The organism is Rhizobium rosettiformans W3, from assembly GCF_004912135.1.
Classification (GTDB): Bacteria; Pseudomonadota; Alphaproteobacteria; order Rhizobiales; family Rhizobiaceae; genus Allorhizobium; species Allorhizobium rosettiformans.
Genome location: NZ_STGU01000019.1, coordinates 13,363 through 26,624 on the forward strand (window position 1 = coordinate 13,363; position 13,262 = coordinate 26,624).

The following is a 13,262-nucleotide window of genomic DNA, read 5'->3' on the forward strand; positions in this document are numbered from 1 at the left end:
AAGGAGCTCGGCGGCGCGGTCGCGGAGCCAAGACAGGTCTGCCGCCCGATCGTTGCGCCTGACCCGCTCAACACCCTGACGGCGCCCCTGATGGTCTATCCCGGCCGGCTTCGCGGCCCGCATGGCGTCTTCCTCTGCGGCGAGGACTCGGATGCAAAGGTCGTGGTAGCCGAGCTGCTGCATAGCTCGGGCTTGACCGCGCCAATTGACCTCGGCGGGATCGACGGGGCGCGTCGCATGGAAGGCACGATGCCCTTCTGGCTAAGGCTTTGGCGCGCGCTGGGGACGGCGGAGTTTAATTATCGGGTTGTGCGGTGAGGGGGGCGCCGCCGTCTTCGATAGGCCTCGTCACTGGATCGCCTTTGCGGTGAATCTTCCGATCGCCATGCTGGTCACGCCTTATGGCGGGTAGCTGGCGCGCCGGCCAACAAGCCGCAGTTGGAGATTGGGTTTGCGGTGATCCTGCCGTTTGCAGGGGTGGTCTTCTGGAGTTTGGTGAAGTGAGTAAGGGGTCCAATCAAGAGGCACCTCAACAAAACGACTCCAAAATGCTTGCTACCAACTGTTCATATCCCTCCTCTCAGGCAAGGCTAAGGTTGTTGGTCAGTGAAACAAACGGCGCTTTCAGGTTGATAAGCTGCCCTGGATATCTAATACTTTTAGCTGTGAGGCACGGTCGGTATAATGCCTGCGTTACAGCGTGAGTCTCTGCGAGATACGCTGTCCAACATCGATATTGTGGATTTCAGCTTGGCCAATTTCATTCTAGAAAACATCAATATCGGCAATGGGCTTGGCATCCTGGGCATTCTTGTAGGGTACTATCTGTATTCAAAGTCGAAAACGAAATACAGGCTCCACTACGTAGTGCGAGAGACAAGTGTCGTTAGCTTGAGTGGGCCGGAAATTTCAGAGTATTTAGAAATATTCTTCACCGGTCGAAAGGTGCCTCGAGTCACTTCTTCTAAGATTATATTGTGGAACACCGGCAACGCCCCAATAAGTCCAGAGGATTTTTTAAGTGAAAATTTGTTGAAAGTCTCGTTCGCGGAGAATCAAGCTGAGGTGCTTGAGGCTTCTGTGTTGGAAGCTGATACTCCTGAAAATGGCGCGCGCGTGCGCGTGGATGAGAATAACAGCGTGGTTTTGGAGTATGAGGTGATCAGGCCGAAGGAGGGGGTCGTTTTGGAAATTCTCCATACGGGATCTTCGGGGTCTATCAAGCTATCTGGGAAGATCCGGCGGGAGTCACATCTGATCTACAGATCCTCTTCGCTGTTCGATAGCGACGAACTGTTTCACCCATTATTTCCGTTTAAGCGGGTGGCATTCCCCGTTGTATTGTTGTTCATGCTTTTATTCTTCGCCTGGGTCGCGGGAAAGTTTGCTTACGCCGGTATCATAGGAATATCGAAGGTGTCCATGATGGCTAAAGATGCCGGTTGGCCCACATATGGCTTTGAGAAGATGGTAACGTCGCAGGTTGCGGGGTACGGCGACTTGGTCATTTTCTGTCTAACTACTGTGTTTTTTATCCAGGACCTGTATCGCGGGTGGACATCTACCCCTTCGCGGAAAGTCTCTTCAGCATTTCGAAGATGAGCACAGGTCACTCGTCCTGCCGCATGAACTGGCGAGTAAGAGAGTACGTGTGCTGCACCTACAAGCCTTAAGGATCGTAGCTCTTCCAACTTTGAGGCGCGCCATGAAATTCGGCTAAGAGTTCCCGAAGAGCATTGCGTCGGCTGGGGCCTCGATCCTTCGAGGCCCGCTTGCGCGGGCAGCTCAGGATGAGGGGTGGCGTGGGGTGCGCGGCTGCTACTGTACGGGGAGACGTGGTGCCTGGGGACAGTCCCCTCCCAAACCCTCCCCACAGGGGAGAGGGCTTAATCTGGCCTCGCCCTTTGTGGCGCGTGGCTTACACCACCACGCCCGTCCGGTTGCTCGACATCGTCAGCTTGCGCTCAGCGCGCTCCTGTTGGGGAGAGCGGTTGTAGAGTTCGCGGTAACACTTGGAGAAGTGCGAGGCGGAGACGAAGCCGCAGGCGACGGCGACTTCGACGACGGGCATGGAGGACTGGACCAGCAGATGACGGGCGCGGTCGAGGCGGATTTCGAGATAGTAGCGGGCGGGGGAGCGGCCCATTTCCTGTCTGAAGAGGCGCTCGATCTGGCGGCGCGAAAGGCCGGCATCGTCAGCGATCTCAAGGAGCGACAGCGGTTCGGCAAGATTGGCTTCCATCAGCTCGATGATCTGCAGCACCTTGGAATTCTGCACGCCGAGGCGAGCGCGGAGCGGCAGGCGCTGGCGGTCGTTGGCGGAGCGGACGCGGTCGGTCAGGTGCTGTTCGCAGACGCGGTTGACGAGGCCTTCGCCGAAATCCTGGCCGATCAGGTTCAGCATCATATCGAGCGAGGCAGTACCGCCGGCGCAGGTGTAGAGATTGCCATCGACTTCGTAGAGGTCGGCATAGACTTCCGCCTGGGGGAAGGTTTCGGAGAAGCCGGGCAGGTTTTCCCAGTGGATGGCGCAGCGCTTGCCATTCAACAGGCCGGCTTGGGCCAGCACATGGGCGCCCGTACAGAGCGAGCCGACCGCGACATTGCGGTTATAGGCTTCGCGAAGCCAGGCATTGACCGACTTGTTGTTGAACTCCTCGACATAGATGCCGGAACAGACGATCGCCATGTTCGGTCGGTTTTCGCCGCCGAGGAAACGGCGCTCGTCGGCGAGCGAGGAATTGACCTCGATGCCGATGCCGGAGGAGGAATAGACCTTCTGGCCATCGACCGAGGCGAGGCGCCATTCATAGGCCGCATAGCCCAGCATGCGGTTGGCGATGCGCAGCGTCTCGATGGCGCCGGCAAAGGGCAGGAGGGTGAAATGGGGTACGAGGAAGAAGACGAGCGAACGCTTCTTGGTCTGCGTCATTTGCTTGCTCATGATGGTGCCGGTGTCCTTGCTGCCGTTCCCTTGTTTTCCGGCATGCTCCGCCTGAATTGATCGCCGCGATTGTCGTTTTACGACATTGTCATGAAGCCAGACGTCGCAAAACTGTCGATGATCGCTAAAGGGCGACATAACAAGGCATTTTTCAGGCTGCGACGCCGTGAACCGGGCGGTTTTTAAGAGGTCAGCGGTAGCGGGTTGAAAAGCCTTGGCTTAACGGAATGCGGCGATGCGCGGAGACGGGCAGGCGACTGCCCCGTTTGCGACGCGCCATGATCCGGCGGGGGCGGGGCGGTCGCAAACGGGGTGCCGGGAGATCTCGATATCAAGGGGCGGTGTCGCCGGCAGGCCAGCCGAGATCCTTGCGCAGATCGAAGGGCAGCGCCTCGAGGGCTGCGGCGTCGAGCCGGCGGCGACGGTGGCTGGCAATCGCATTCGCCACGGCCTTCATGGCGGCGGCGAGGCGATCGGCGGCGCGGCTTGCGCGCTCGTCGAGCGTCAGGGCAGCGGCAGCCGCGCGGGAACGCTCGGCGCGGGGGATCGGGGTATCGCAGCAAACCATGGTCATGGTCGTCATCCTCTCGGGTTCAGCGGCCGCTTGCCTTCTCGTCTTTCACTCCGAAGCAGGGCCGAGTCTTCTTGTGGTCCTCTTTGTTCCATCAATCAAACGAATGTTTCTGATGCCTCTCATTCTGAAAGCTTATCAATTGTCGGTGGCGGGTGAGGCCGATGTCGTCGCGCAGGGCGGGGCCGAGGGCTTCGAGCGCCTGGCGGGTCTGCTCGCGGATCGACTGGCGCTTCGTGTCGCGCATCAGGCTCGAAAGCCGCTGCGAGAGGGTGTGAAGGCGGGCTTCTGTCATGGCGTGCTCCTCCTGATCGTATGCGATGAGAAGCAGGATGCGCCCGGATTGACATTCAATCAAACGCAATAGTATCGTCTTCAAGTTCAATTTTGCTGAAGGTCAATCGCCATGACACTCATGCTGCGCCAGCCGCTTCCGCTTCTCGACAATGACGTGCTTCGGACCTTCGTGGCGATTGCCGAAACCGGCAGTTTCACCACCGCCGCCGACCGGGTCTATCGCACGCCGTCCGCCGTCTCGATGCAGATCAAGAAGCTCGAGGAGCAGCTGAACGTGACGCTGTTCCTGCGCGATGCGCGTTCGGTGACGCTGACGGAAAGCGGCGAGGTGCTGTTGCCCTATGCACGGCGCATGCTGGCGCTGTCGAACGAGGCGGTGGGGCGCTTCCGCATGCCGGAAATGAAGGGGGTCGTCAGGCTCGGCGCGCCCGATGATATCGGCGAGCGTTTCATGCCGACGATTCTCCGCCGCTTTGCCGAGCTTTATCCGCTGATCATGGTCGATCTGACGGTCGATACGTCAGGGGCGCTCAGGCGGCGGCTCGCCGAGCAGCGGCTCGACCTGACGCTGGTCAATTGCGCGCCGGGACAGGTGGTGCATGAGGGCGAGGTGATCCATCAGGAGCAGCTGGTCTGGGCGGGGGCGAAATGCGGCACGGCGCATATGCGCGATCCGCTGCCCGTGTCGATCTGGGAAGACGGCTGCTGCTGGCGGGCGGATGCTTTGGCGAGGCTCGACAAGGAGAAGCGTCCCTACCGCATCGCCTATCTCTCGGCGCATACGATGGCGCAGCGCGCGGCGGTGATTGCCGATCTGGCCGTCGCGCCGCTTCCGCGCAGCTATCTGACCGACGACATGACGGCGCTGGGATCCAAGCACGGGCTGCCGGAGCTCGGCTCCTTCGAGGTGCGGTTGCTCACCGGCAAGGAGACGTCGGAGACGATCCAGGCGGTGGCCGACAGTGTGCGCTATGCCTTTGCCGAGATGATCGGCATGGCGGCGTGAGGGACGGCTCGGTCAGCAATTGGTGAATTCTGGAATTAGGAAAATGCCGAATTGCGTTTTGGCGAATGGGCAGTGGGTAGCAGGATTCAAGTGCGGATGAATGAAGAGACGAAGGGGCTGAGGCTCGAGGATTTTGCAGGCCAGGCTTACGATAAACTGCGGTATGGCGACACCGACCGGCAGGGGCATGTCAACAATGCGGTCTTTGCCACCTTCATGGAAACGGGGCGCGTGGAACTGATCTACAACCCGGATGATCCGCTGCTCGGGGACGGATTCTCCTTCGTGCTCGCCAAGCTCGACATCAACTATATCGCCGAGGTCTTGTGGCCCGGGACGGTGGAGATCGGCACGCGGGTGACGCGGGTCGGGCGGTCGTCGGTGACCATGCAGCAGGCGGTGTTTCAGAACGGCCGGCTGTGTGCCTCGGCCGAAACGGTGGTGGTGCATTTCGACCAGACGACGCGCAAGTCGCAGGCTTTTTCGGACGAGCAGCGGGCGAAGCTCGAGGGGTGGATCTCGGCGGGGTAGTGGATCAGGTGAGGTCGGCGAGATGGGCCGTGTCACCGAGCGTGACGACGGCGCGGCTCTTCCACTGGGCGTTCTCTGCGAGATGCGTGATGCTGCCCGACTTGACCGGAAAGGTCACTCTCCCAAGGCTTTCGATCGGCATGCCTATCCACCAGGCGATGACGAAGGTCAGCGCAAAGCCGTGGGTCACGATGATGTGGCAGTCGGCGGGATCGGCGAGGATCTCGTCCATGACGCGGTAAATGCGGGTTGCGGTCTGGCGTCGGGTTTCGGCGCGCTCGATGCCGCCGGTATCGTCGAGGCTGCCTTCATCCGGCACGGGCAGGCGGCGGGCGTCGAGCCAGGCTTGTGGCCGGCCTTCGGCGACACCGTAGCTCATTTCCCGCAACTCCGGCGTCAGGCGGGGCGGGACGGAGAGGTGTCTGCCGATAATTTCGGCGGTCTCGCTGCAGCGCAGGAGATCCGAAGAAGTAAGCAGCGGCGTCTCGCCGGCCCAGAGGTCTGCGAGGCGCGCGGCGATCGCCTCGGCCTGGCGGCGGCCGAGATCCGTGAGGCCTGCGTCGTACCAGCCGCCGACCTTTTTCTCGACATGGTGGATCGATTGCGGATGGGTGACGACGTAGAGCGTTTTCATGCGGGGCCTCCCGGATTGTGGCTGCCCCGCATGGGAGGCTGGTTTCAGCCCTGCTTTTCATAGAGCGCCTGGCTCTCCGTCAAGACCTCGTCGAGGCGCCGGCCTTCCTGGAAATGGCCGAGGTGATCGGGGAAGGGCACACCTTCCGGCACCTTGGGGCAGATTTCAGGCGCGCGGAGACGGGTTTCGACCGGGATGACGCCGGCCCAGACGGGGGCGTCGACATCGGCGGGATCGTCGGAGACGCCACCGGTGCGGATTTTTGCCGAGGCCTCCTCGATGCGCATGCCGATGACCATGGTGCCCTTGGCTTCCTGCGGGTCGTTTTCGCGCAGCATGTCGGTGCGGCCGGGATAGAAGCGGTCGACGACGGCTTTCAGGGCCTCGGCCTTTTCTTCCGGATCGTCGATGATATGGGCTGTGCCGAAGCACATGGCGGAGCGGTAGTTGGCGGAATGGTGGAAACCGGAGCGTGCGAGCACCAGGCCGTCGAGATGGGCGACGGTGAGGCAGACGGGCAAACCGGCCTTCTGGGTCTTCAGCATGCGGCTTGCGGACGAGCCGTGCCAGAACAGCCAGTCGCCGTCGCGCCAGTGGATGGTGGGCGTGCAATAGGGCTGTCCGTCGATGACATAGGCGACGTGACAGAGGAGGCTTGCGTCGATCACGGCGTAAACGGCGTCGCGGTCGTAGGCTGCGCGCTCGTGCAGGCGTTTTGCCCGGTTGCGCGGGGTCACGGGAAAGGATTGGGGATCGGGTCTGTCGTTCATGCTTGCCTCCTGACGGCTGATGCGGCAGGGATAGGTGGAGCGATTGGTCCAAGAAAGATCCATGATGGCCAGAATTATCCGAACCAATTCCGACTGGTCAGCGAATACGCCTATTTTGCCGGCCATGGGGCCGCGGCGGCTCGCGCTCTATCGCTCGTTGCGCGGGCTCATCGAGAGCGGCCAGATGCGACCAGGCGACAAGCTGCCGACCACCCGGGATATCGCGAAACGTTTCGGGGTCTCGCGCGGCGCGGCGGTTGCGGCATACGAAATGCTGGTCGCGGATGGTTTTGCCGAGGCGCGGGTGGGGGCGGGGACCTACGTGGCCGAGGCCGTGCCGCTCCTGCAGGCATCGCCGGTGCAGGAGCCGGCTGTAGTCGCGGAGGCGGTTGCGCCGCTGCCCGGCGCGCTCGGCTGTTCGACGGCGGACGAGACGACGCTCCGGATCTTCCGCATGCTGATGAACCGGCATCTGACGCAGCCCTCGGCGCGGCATTTCCATTACAACGATCCCGCCGGCAGCCACGCGCTCAGGGTCGAAGTCGCGGCGTATCTCAAGGCGGCGCGCGGGGTGAATTGCTCCCCGGATCAGGTGATCATGACGGCAGGCACGCAGCAGGGGCTGGATCTGGCGGTCAGGGCGCTTTTGAAACCGGGGGATCCCGTCTGGATCGAGGACCCGTGTTATGCGGCGGCGCGCGAGCTTTTCGAGGGGACGGAGCTATCCGTCACGCCGGTGCCCATCAATGGCGAGGGGATCGATGTGGCCGCAGGCATTGCAGTACGGCCGGATGCCAAGGCAGTTTACGTGACGCCCTCGCATCAATATCCGCTGGGTGTGACGCTTTCGATGGCCAGGCGCCTGGCCCTGATCGACTGGGCGCGGAAGGCGGGCGCCTATATCATCGAGGATGATTACGACAGCGAATTCCGCTTTTCCGGACCGCCCTTGAGCGCGCTGCAGGGCATCGATGGCCAGGAGCGTGTGATCTATCTCGGCACGTTTTCCAAGACGCTGCTGCCGGGCTTTCGCTTCGGCTATCTGGTGGTGCCACGACATCTGCGTGAGCGGGTGCTGACCATTCGCCGGCTAACGGACCGCTTTCCTTCGACACTTGCCGAGGATGCGCTGACCGAATTTCTGCGCGACGGGCATTTTTCGGCGCATATCAAGCGGGCGCGCAAGCGGGTCAGGGCAGCGCGGGACGCGCTGGTCGAGGCTCTGCAATGCGAGAGGCTGCGGGTGACCGTGCCCGAGCAGGGGCTGCATCTGGTGGCCGATCTCGAGAGTGTCGAGGATGACGTGGCGCTGGCGGCCATGGCGCGGACGGTCGGCTTCGGCGTGAAGGCGCTTTCGCCGCTCTACCAGCGGGACACCGGCCGGCGGGGACTGGTGATCGGGTTTTCCGGCTTTGCGCCGGATGTTCTGGCGGATGCTGCGCGGCGGTTCGTGTCAGGCCTTTGAGGTCTGCTGCGCGCGGACACCGGAGACCCAGACGGCGAGCATGGTCGACAGGAGCGCCTGGGGTGGCGCCGGGTTCGGTCGCGATTGCTTCAGCCCCTCGGACATTTCAAAGACGATCACCTCATGGAAAAGCGCCTGCACGCCGCGGGCATAGGTACGGGACTGCTCGGCCGTCAGCGAAGGCATGGCGCGGGCAAAGAGATCGGCGATCTGGTCTTCAAGTTCGAAGCAGAGGCGCATGAAGGTCTCGGTATAGGGACCACTGACAATGGCCGCCTGGCTGAGATAGAGCCCGGCAAAGGCCGGTTCGCGGCAGAAATAGTCGAGCCAGGGCTTGAGCAGGGAAAAGATCTGCGTCTCCAGCGGCGCGTCCGGGTCGATCCCCATGCCCTTGCGTCCGGCTTCGGCCATGGGTTCGATCTCGGTGAGGCCCAAGGCCGCCAGAAGATTGGTCTTGTCGCCGAAATGGGCAAAGACGCTCGATTTCGCAACCTTCGCCGCGCTCGCAATCTGATCGATGCTCGTCTGATCGAAGCCCTGACGGGCGAAAAGCTCGCGCGCAACGGCCAGGATCTGTTCTCTGGTCTGGCGGCTGCGGGTCTGGCGAAGCTTCATGCGCGAATCCTTTTGGCCGAGCCTACGCCAAATATTCGTTGACCACGGTCAATTTACACGTCATAAAATGACCACGGTCAATATTTGAGGGCTCCTCATGTCTTTCCTCTCGCGTGATGCGCAACCCTCCCGCGTTCTTGTTCTGAACGGCAATCCTTCGCGGGAGACATTGTGCGGAGCCATGGCCGAGAAGATCGCCGCAGATGCCCGGCGTCGCGGTCAGACGGTGCGGCTTGTGCATCTCGAGGATCTGTCTTTCGACGCCAATCTGAATCAGGGTTATCGCGCGCGGATGGAATGGGAGCCGGATCTCAAGGCTTTCGCCGATGACCTGATCTGGTGCGATCGGCTGGTGATCGTGCATCCGCTGTGGTGGGGATCAGCACCGGCGCAGCTCAAGGGCCTTTTCGACCGCGTGCTGCTGCCCGGCTTCGGCTTTCAGTATATCGAGGGCAAGCCCCTGCCGAAGCCGCTGCTCGCCGGCCGCAAGGCGCGCATCGTAATCACCTCGGACACGCCGACCATCTTTCTCAAATGGATCTACGGCAATGGCTGGGTGAAGCTCTTGCGGCGCCAGATCCTCGGCTTCTGCGGTTTCAAGGATTTGAAGGTCAAGTATTTCGCTCCCGTGCGCGGGGCAAAGCCCGAGGCGCTGGCGAAGATGGTCGAGGCGGCGCCTGCGATCTTGGGGTGAGGCGACTATTCTCGTTCCCGGCCCCGGTTGGATCGCGTTGACTTGGCCCGGCATAGGCCAATATCAAACGGCATGATCGATCTTTCAACCCAACCGCTCGATGAACTGACTCTGGATGAAGCCGCACGGCCGAAGGCACCGCCGGTGCCCGAGGCGACGGATGTGCATCGCTACCGGGGCCGGCAACTGGCCCAGATCCATAGTCATCATCTCAGAGAGATGGCGCAGATCGGCGCGATCCTTGCCCGGATCGAAACGGGGGATGCGCCTCCTGAGCATCTCAGGCAGATCGTGCTTTCCCTCGATATGGCGGAGAATTTTCAAGCCTTCGGTTCGCTGTGCGGCCGGGAATGCCATGTGCTGAAATTCCACCACGACATCGAAAGAGCCGACATGTTTCCCCGGCTTAAGGCTGCGGGTGGTGGCAGGTTTGGCGCTGTCGTTGCGAAGCTGATGGCGGAGCACGAGGTCGTGCACGAGTTGATCGTCCGGCTGGCCCGCGCGGCAGAGGCATTGGCGGATGCGCCGACGGAGGCGAATTTCATTCTGGCGGGAAAGACTTTTCGAAAACTCGAAGCGGTCGTACGGTCCCATTTCGGCTATGAGGAAACCGAACTGGAAGAGGCGATCGGCTATTACCTCGGATCGATCTGACGCGGTCGTAACCCGTCGTTCTCCGGGCCCTGAAGTGAAGAGCTAATGGCACTTATCACCCTTGCCGTTTCTGGCTACCGTTCGCTGCGCAGCCTCGTGCTGCCGCTCGAGCGGCTGAATGTGGTCACCGGCGCCAACGGCAGCGGCAAATCGAGCCTTTATCGGTCGCTGCGCCTGCTTGCGGATGTCGCGCAAGGGCAGGCGATCGCTTCGCTGGCCGCCGAGGGCGGCTTGCGGTCGACGATGTGGGCGGGCGGAGCCGGCTATTCCAGCGCGATGCGCTCGGGACGCTCGCCGATGCAGGGCAATGTCGGACGCGGTCCGGTCTCGCTTCGCCTCGGTTTTGCGTCGGAGGATTATGGCTATGCCATCGATCTCGGGCTGCCGATCCCCGGACCCGGCGCGAGCCGCGAGGAGGGGTCCCTCTTCGGCGACGATCCGGTCGTGAAGGCGGAAGCCGTCTGGGCGGGCGAGAGGCTGTCGCGGTTCAACGTGATTGCCCGGCGGGGCAATGCGTCCGTTCTCGTGCAGGACAAGAGCGGACGGTTGCGGCCTGTCGTCAGCGACCTCGCGCCCTTCGAGACCATGATGATGCGCGCCGCCGATCCGACCAATGCGGTGGAATTGCTTTTCCTGCGCGAGCGGATGAAGGCCTGGCGTTTCTACGACCACTTCCGCATCGATCGGGACGCTCCCTCGCGCATTCCCCGGATCGGCACGCGCACCGTGGCTCTCGCCTCCGATGGCTCCGATCTTGCTCCAGCCGTCCAGACCGTGCGGGAGATCGGCGATGGACCCGCCTTCGACGATGCGATCGAGGACGCCTTTCCGGGATCATCGGTCGAGATCGATGCCGTCAATGGCCTGTTTCGCCTCTCCATGCGCCAAGGCGGGCTGCAGCGGGCGCTTGACGCCTCCGAGCTTTCGGACGGGACATTGCGGTATATCGCGCTTGCCACGGCCCTCCACACGCCACGCCCGCCGGAGCTGATGGTGCTGAACGAGCCGGAGGGCAGTCTGCATCCCAACCTGCTTGAACCGCTGGCCCGCATGATTGCCGCGGCAAGCCAGCGCAGCCAGATCATTGTCGTCAGTCACGCCCAGGCCCTTGTCGAGGCGCTTGCCGAACACGGGGCGCAGATGCTGGCGCTCGAGAAGGAGAGCGGCGAGACGATCGTCAGGAACATTGGCGTTCCGGCCTGGGAATGGCCGGAACGGTGATCAGCGGGTGCCGCTGCTGCACGGGTAGGTGACAAGGTGGCGCTTCCGTGCCCCGAGCCTTCTTACACCCCGTAATACAGATAGATCGCGTAGCAGGAGACGAAGCCGACGATGAGGTTCATCGGCAGGCCGATCTTGACGAAATCGCTGAAGCGGTAGTTGCCGGCACCGTAGACCAGGGTGTTGGTCTGGTAGCCGATCGGGGTGGCGAAGCTGGCGCTGGCGCCGAACATGACGGCGACGACGAGGGCGCGGGGTTCGATGCCGAGCTGCTGGCCGAGACCGATGACGATCGGGGTGAGAATGACGGCAACCGCATTGTTGGTCACACATTCGGTCAGCGTCGAGGAGAGCGCATAGACCAGGAGCAGGACCACGAAGGGGGAGACGGCCGACATTAGCGGCATGGCGGTGTCGACGACGAGGGTGACGGCGCCGGTTTCCTGCAGGCCCTGGCCGACGACGAGCATGGCGAAGATCAGGATCAGGATGCCGCCTTCGATCGAGCCCCAGGCCTCATCGGCATCGATGCAGCGCAGGATGAGGATGGCGGGCACGGCGATCATGGCGAGGATGCCGATGTCCATGACGTCGAGTGCGGCCAAGAGGACGACGAGGCCGAGGGCGAGGAGGGCAAGCGGCGCCTTGGTCGGGCGGAAGGCGCGGGCGGTCGAGCGGGTGACGGAGACGAGCTCGCTTTCATGCGAGAGTTCGTCGAGCGCTTCGGGCGTGCCCTCCAGGAGGAGTTTGTCTGCCGGGCGCAGGCGGACATTGCCGAGATCGGGGCCGGGCACGTGTTTGTGCCGGTGGGCGCCGAGGATGCGCACGCCGAAGCGGCGGCCGAGCGAGAGGCTGGAGAGGCGGATGCCTTGCGAGAAGCGTCCGGGCGCGACGACGGCTTCGACGATCGAGCGCTCGCCTTCGCCCGACATGGCCCGGCGCTGACCGACCCGGATGCCTTCGAGGTTGTTCAGGGTGAGCAGATCGGCGGATTTGGCGAGCACGATCAGGCTGTCGCCCTTCTTCAGCGTCTGCGCATTGACGTCCTTGCGGATCACCTCGCCATTTGCGCGGATGCCGGTGATGCGCAGACCCGGCTGCTTGAATTCGGCAATCTCGCCCACCGGCTTTTCGGTGAAGGGGCCATCGGCAAGCACGGTCAGTTCCGACAGATATTCGGCGTCGTTCTGGTCTTCGAGTTCGCCGCCTTCATCGCGCCGATCGGGCAGCAGGAACATGCCGAGCACGAGCATGGTCAAGATGCCGGTCGCGGCGGTCGCGAGGCCGACGGGCGTGATCTCGAAGAGCGAGAAGGGTTCAAGCCCCTGGCCACGGGCGACGCCATCGACGAGCAGGCTGGTGGAGGTGCCGATCAGGGTCAGGGTGCCGCCGAGGATTGCGGCATAGGAGACAGGGATCAGAAGCCGGGTGGAGGCGATGTCGAGCGCTGCGGCAAGCCGGATCACGATCGGGATCAGCACGAGCACCACGGGCGTGTTGTTCATGAAGGCCGAGGCGATGAGGGCCGTCAGCAGGAAGACGCCGAGCGCGAGCTTCGGATAGGTCTTGGAGCGTTCGAGCACGAGGCCCGCCACGCGTTCCAGCACGCCGGTCCGGACCAGGGCCCCCGTCAGCACGAACATGGCGGCAATCGTCAGCGGCGCGGAATTGGAGAAGACGCCCATGGCCTTGTCGGCCGGCACGAAGCCGAGGACGATGAAGAGGGCCGCACCGGCGGAGGCCGTCACTTCGGCCGGGTATTTCTCCCAGACGAAGAAGGCGAACAGCACGACGACCAGCCCCAGTGCGATCTGCGCCTGGTAGTCTGCGAGGAATTCCGTGAACATATAGCGATGGCCC

General features: G+C 62.6%; 15 protein-coding genes. 9 read left to right on the top strand and 6 right to left on the bottom strand.

Going from position 1 to position 13,262, the window contains the following annotated elements:
- The first annotated feature begins 90 nt into the window (after positions 1 to 90).
- Together FAA86_RS21620 and FAA86_RS21625 are read left to right on the top strand one after the other, a co-directional pair.
- Positions 91 to 318 (top strand): NAD(P)-binding domain-containing protein, encoded by a 228-nt coding sequence (locus tag FAA86_RS21620; protein WP_136543059.1) that lies wholly within the window; start codon positions 91 to 93, stop codon positions 316 to 318.
- A 432-nt stretch (positions 319 to 750) separates the two neighbouring features.
- On the top strand, positions 751 to 1,602 hold the full coding sequence (locus tag FAA86_RS21625) for a hypothetical protein (RefSeq protein ID WP_136543060.1): 852 nt from the start codon (positions 751 to 753) through the stop codon (positions 1,600 to 1,602).
- Between the two features lie 316 nt (positions 1,603 to 1,918).
- On the opposite strand, the gene FAA86_RS21630 is transcribed toward FAA86_RS21625, so the two are convergent.
- Together FAA86_RS21630 and FAA86_RS21635 are read right to left on the bottom strand one after the other, a co-directional pair.
- A complete protein-coding gene (locus FAA86_RS21630) occupies positions 1,919 to 2,944 on the bottom strand; it encodes a GlxA family transcriptional regulator (RefSeq protein ID WP_113461396.1) in 1,026 nt (341 codons plus the stop codon).
- A 331-nt stretch (positions 2,945 to 3,275) separates the two neighbouring features.
- Positions 3,276 to 3,518: a hypothetical protein gene (locus tag FAA86_RS21635; RefSeq protein ID WP_136543061.1), complete on the bottom strand. Its 243-nt coding sequence runs from the start codon at positions 3,516 to 3,518 to the stop codon at positions 3,276 to 3,278.
- On the opposite strand from FAA86_RS21635, the gene FAA86_RS21640 reads away from it, so the two are divergent.
- From FAA86_RS21640 to FAA86_RS21650, 3 genes are all read left to right on the top strand, one after another.
- On the top strand, positions 3,511 to 3,882 hold the full coding sequence (locus FAA86_RS21640) for a hypothetical protein (protein WP_136543063.1): 372 nt from the start codon (positions 3,511 to 3,513) through the stop codon (positions 3,880 to 3,882). The two genes, FAA86_RS21635 and FAA86_RS21640, sit on opposite strands and share 8 nt — an antisense overlap.
- A gap of 39 nt (positions 3,883 to 3,921) precedes the next feature.
- On the top strand, positions 3,922 to 4,818 hold the full coding sequence (locus FAA86_RS21645) for a LysR family transcriptional regulator (RefSeq protein WP_136543066.1): 897 nt from the start codon (positions 3,922 to 3,924) through the stop codon (positions 4,816 to 4,818).
- A 96-nt stretch (positions 4,819 to 4,914) separates the two neighbouring features.
- Positions 4,915 to 5,349 carry an acyl-CoA thioesterase gene (locus tag FAA86_RS21650; RefSeq protein ID WP_136543068.1) on the top strand — a complete coding sequence of 145 codons (435 nt, stop codon included), beginning with the start codon at positions 4,915 to 4,917 and terminating at the stop codon, positions 5,347 to 5,349.
- Positions 5,350 to 5,353: 4 nt separating this feature from the next.
- Here FAA86_RS21650 and FAA86_RS21655 read toward each other — a convergent pair whose 3' ends face one another.
- Complete coding sequence (locus FAA86_RS21655; protein ID WP_136543070.1) at positions 5,354 to 5,983, bottom strand: histidine phosphatase family protein; 630 nt, start codon at positions 5,981 to 5,983, stop codon at positions 5,354 to 5,356.
- A 44-nt stretch (positions 5,984 to 6,027) separates the two neighbouring features.
- Complete coding sequence (locus FAA86_RS21660) at positions 6,028 to 6,753, bottom strand: pyridoxamine 5'-phosphate oxidase family protein (protein WP_167495064.1); 726 nt, start codon at positions 6,751 to 6,753, stop codon at positions 6,028 to 6,030.
- 64 nt (positions 6,754 to 6,817) lie between these two features.
- Between FAA86_RS21660 and pdxR the strand changes: the two genes are divergently transcribed.
- Positions 6,818 to 8,218, top strand: coding sequence for a MocR-like pyridoxine biosynthesis transcription factor PdxR (pdxR, locus tag FAA86_RS21665; protein ID WP_377344424.1), 1,401 nt, complete (start codon positions 6,818 to 6,820; stop codon positions 8,216 to 8,218).
- Here pdxR and FAA86_RS21670 read toward each other — a convergent pair.
- Positions 8,207 to 8,833, bottom strand: a complete 627-nt coding sequence (locus FAA86_RS21670; protein WP_136543076.1) for a TetR/AcrR family transcriptional regulator — start codon at positions 8,831 to 8,833, stop codon at positions 8,207 to 8,209. The two genes, pdxR and FAA86_RS21670, sit on opposite strands and share 12 nt — an antisense overlap.
- Before the next feature lie 97 nt (positions 8,834 to 8,930).
- Between FAA86_RS21670 and FAA86_RS21675 the strand changes: the two genes are divergently transcribed.
- From FAA86_RS21675 to FAA86_RS21685, 3 genes are all read left to right on the top strand, one after another.
- Complete coding sequence (locus FAA86_RS21675) at positions 8,931 to 9,527, top strand: NAD(P)H-dependent oxidoreductase (RefSeq protein WP_136543078.1); 597 nt, start codon at positions 8,931 to 8,933, stop codon at positions 9,525 to 9,527.
- A gap of 72 nt (positions 9,528 to 9,599) precedes the next feature.
- Positions 9,600 to 10,181, top strand: coding sequence for a hemerythrin domain-containing protein (locus FAA86_RS21680; protein ID WP_136543080.1), 582 nt, complete (start codon positions 9,600 to 9,602; stop codon positions 10,179 to 10,181).
- 45 nt (positions 10,182 to 10,226) lie between these two features.
- On the top strand, positions 10,227 to 11,402 hold the full coding sequence (locus FAA86_RS21685) for an AAA family ATPase (RefSeq protein WP_136543082.1): 1,176 nt from the start codon (positions 10,227 to 10,229) through the stop codon (positions 11,400 to 11,402).
- Positions 11,403 to 11,464: 62 nt separating this feature from the next.
- Here the strand turns inward: FAA86_RS21685 and FAA86_RS21690 are convergent, their stop codons facing one another.
- The gene (locus FAA86_RS21690) at positions 11,465 to 13,249 is read right to left on the bottom strand and encodes an SLC13 family permease (protein WP_136543084.1); all 1,785 of its coding nucleotides are present in this window, start codon (positions 13,247 to 13,249) and stop codon (positions 11,465 to 11,467) included.
- Positions 13,250 to 13,262: the final 13 nt, after the last annotated feature.

Bases quoted from the DNA above. Each gene is read 5' to 3' on its own strand.
- FAA86_RS21635 (WP_136543061.1), bottom strand. From the start codon at position 3,518: ATGACCATGGTTTGCTGCGATACCCCGATCCCCCGCGCCGAGCGTTCC.
- FAA86_RS21670 (WP_136543076.1), bottom strand. From the start codon at position 8,833: ATGAAGCTTCGCCAGACCCGCAGCCGCCAGACCAGAGAACAGATCCTG.
- FAA86_RS21680 (WP_136543080.1), top strand. From the start codon at position 9,600: ATGATCGATCTTTCAACCCAACCGCTCGATGAACTGACTCTGGATGAA.
- FAA86_RS21630 (WP_113461396.1), bottom strand. From the start codon at position 2,944: ATGAGCAAGCAAATGACGCAGACCAAGAAGCGTTCGCTCGTCTTCTTC.
- pdxR (WP_377344424.1), top strand. From the start codon at position 6,818: ATGGCCAGAATTATCCGAACCAATTCCGACTGGTCAGCGAATACGCCT.
- FAA86_RS21660 (WP_167495064.1), bottom strand. From the start codon at position 6,753: ATGAACGACAGACCCGATCCCCAATCCTTTCCCGTGACCCCGCGCAAC.
- FAA86_RS21675 (WP_136543078.1), top strand. From the start codon at position 8,931: ATGTCTTTCCTCTCGCGTGATGCGCAACCCTCCCGCGTTCTTGTTCTG.
- FAA86_RS21645 (WP_136543066.1), top strand. From the start codon at position 3,922: ATGACACTCATGCTGCGCCAGCCGCTTCCGCTTCTCGACAATGACGTG.
- FAA86_RS21685 (WP_136543082.1), top strand. From the start codon at position 10,227: ATGGCACTTATCACCCTTGCCGTTTCTGGCTACCGTTCGCTGCGCAGC.
- FAA86_RS21650 (WP_136543068.1), top strand. From the start codon at position 4,915: ATGAATGAAGAGACGAAGGGGCTGAGGCTCGAGGATTTTGCAGGCCAG.
- FAA86_RS21640 (WP_136543063.1), top strand. From the start codon at position 3,511: ATGGTCATGGTCGTCATCCTCTCGGGTTCAGCGGCCGCTTGCCTTCTC.
- FAA86_RS21655 (WP_136543070.1), bottom strand. From the start codon at position 5,983: ATGAAAACGCTCTACGTCGTCACCCATCCGCAATCGATCCACCATGTC.
- FAA86_RS21690 (WP_136543084.1), bottom strand. From the start codon at position 13,249: ATGTTCACGGAATTCCTCGCAGACTACCAGGCGCAGATCGCACTGGGG.
- FAA86_RS21620 (WP_136543059.1), top strand. From the start codon at position 91: ATGGTCTATCCCGGCCGGCTTCGCGGCCCGCATGGCGTCTTCCTCTGC.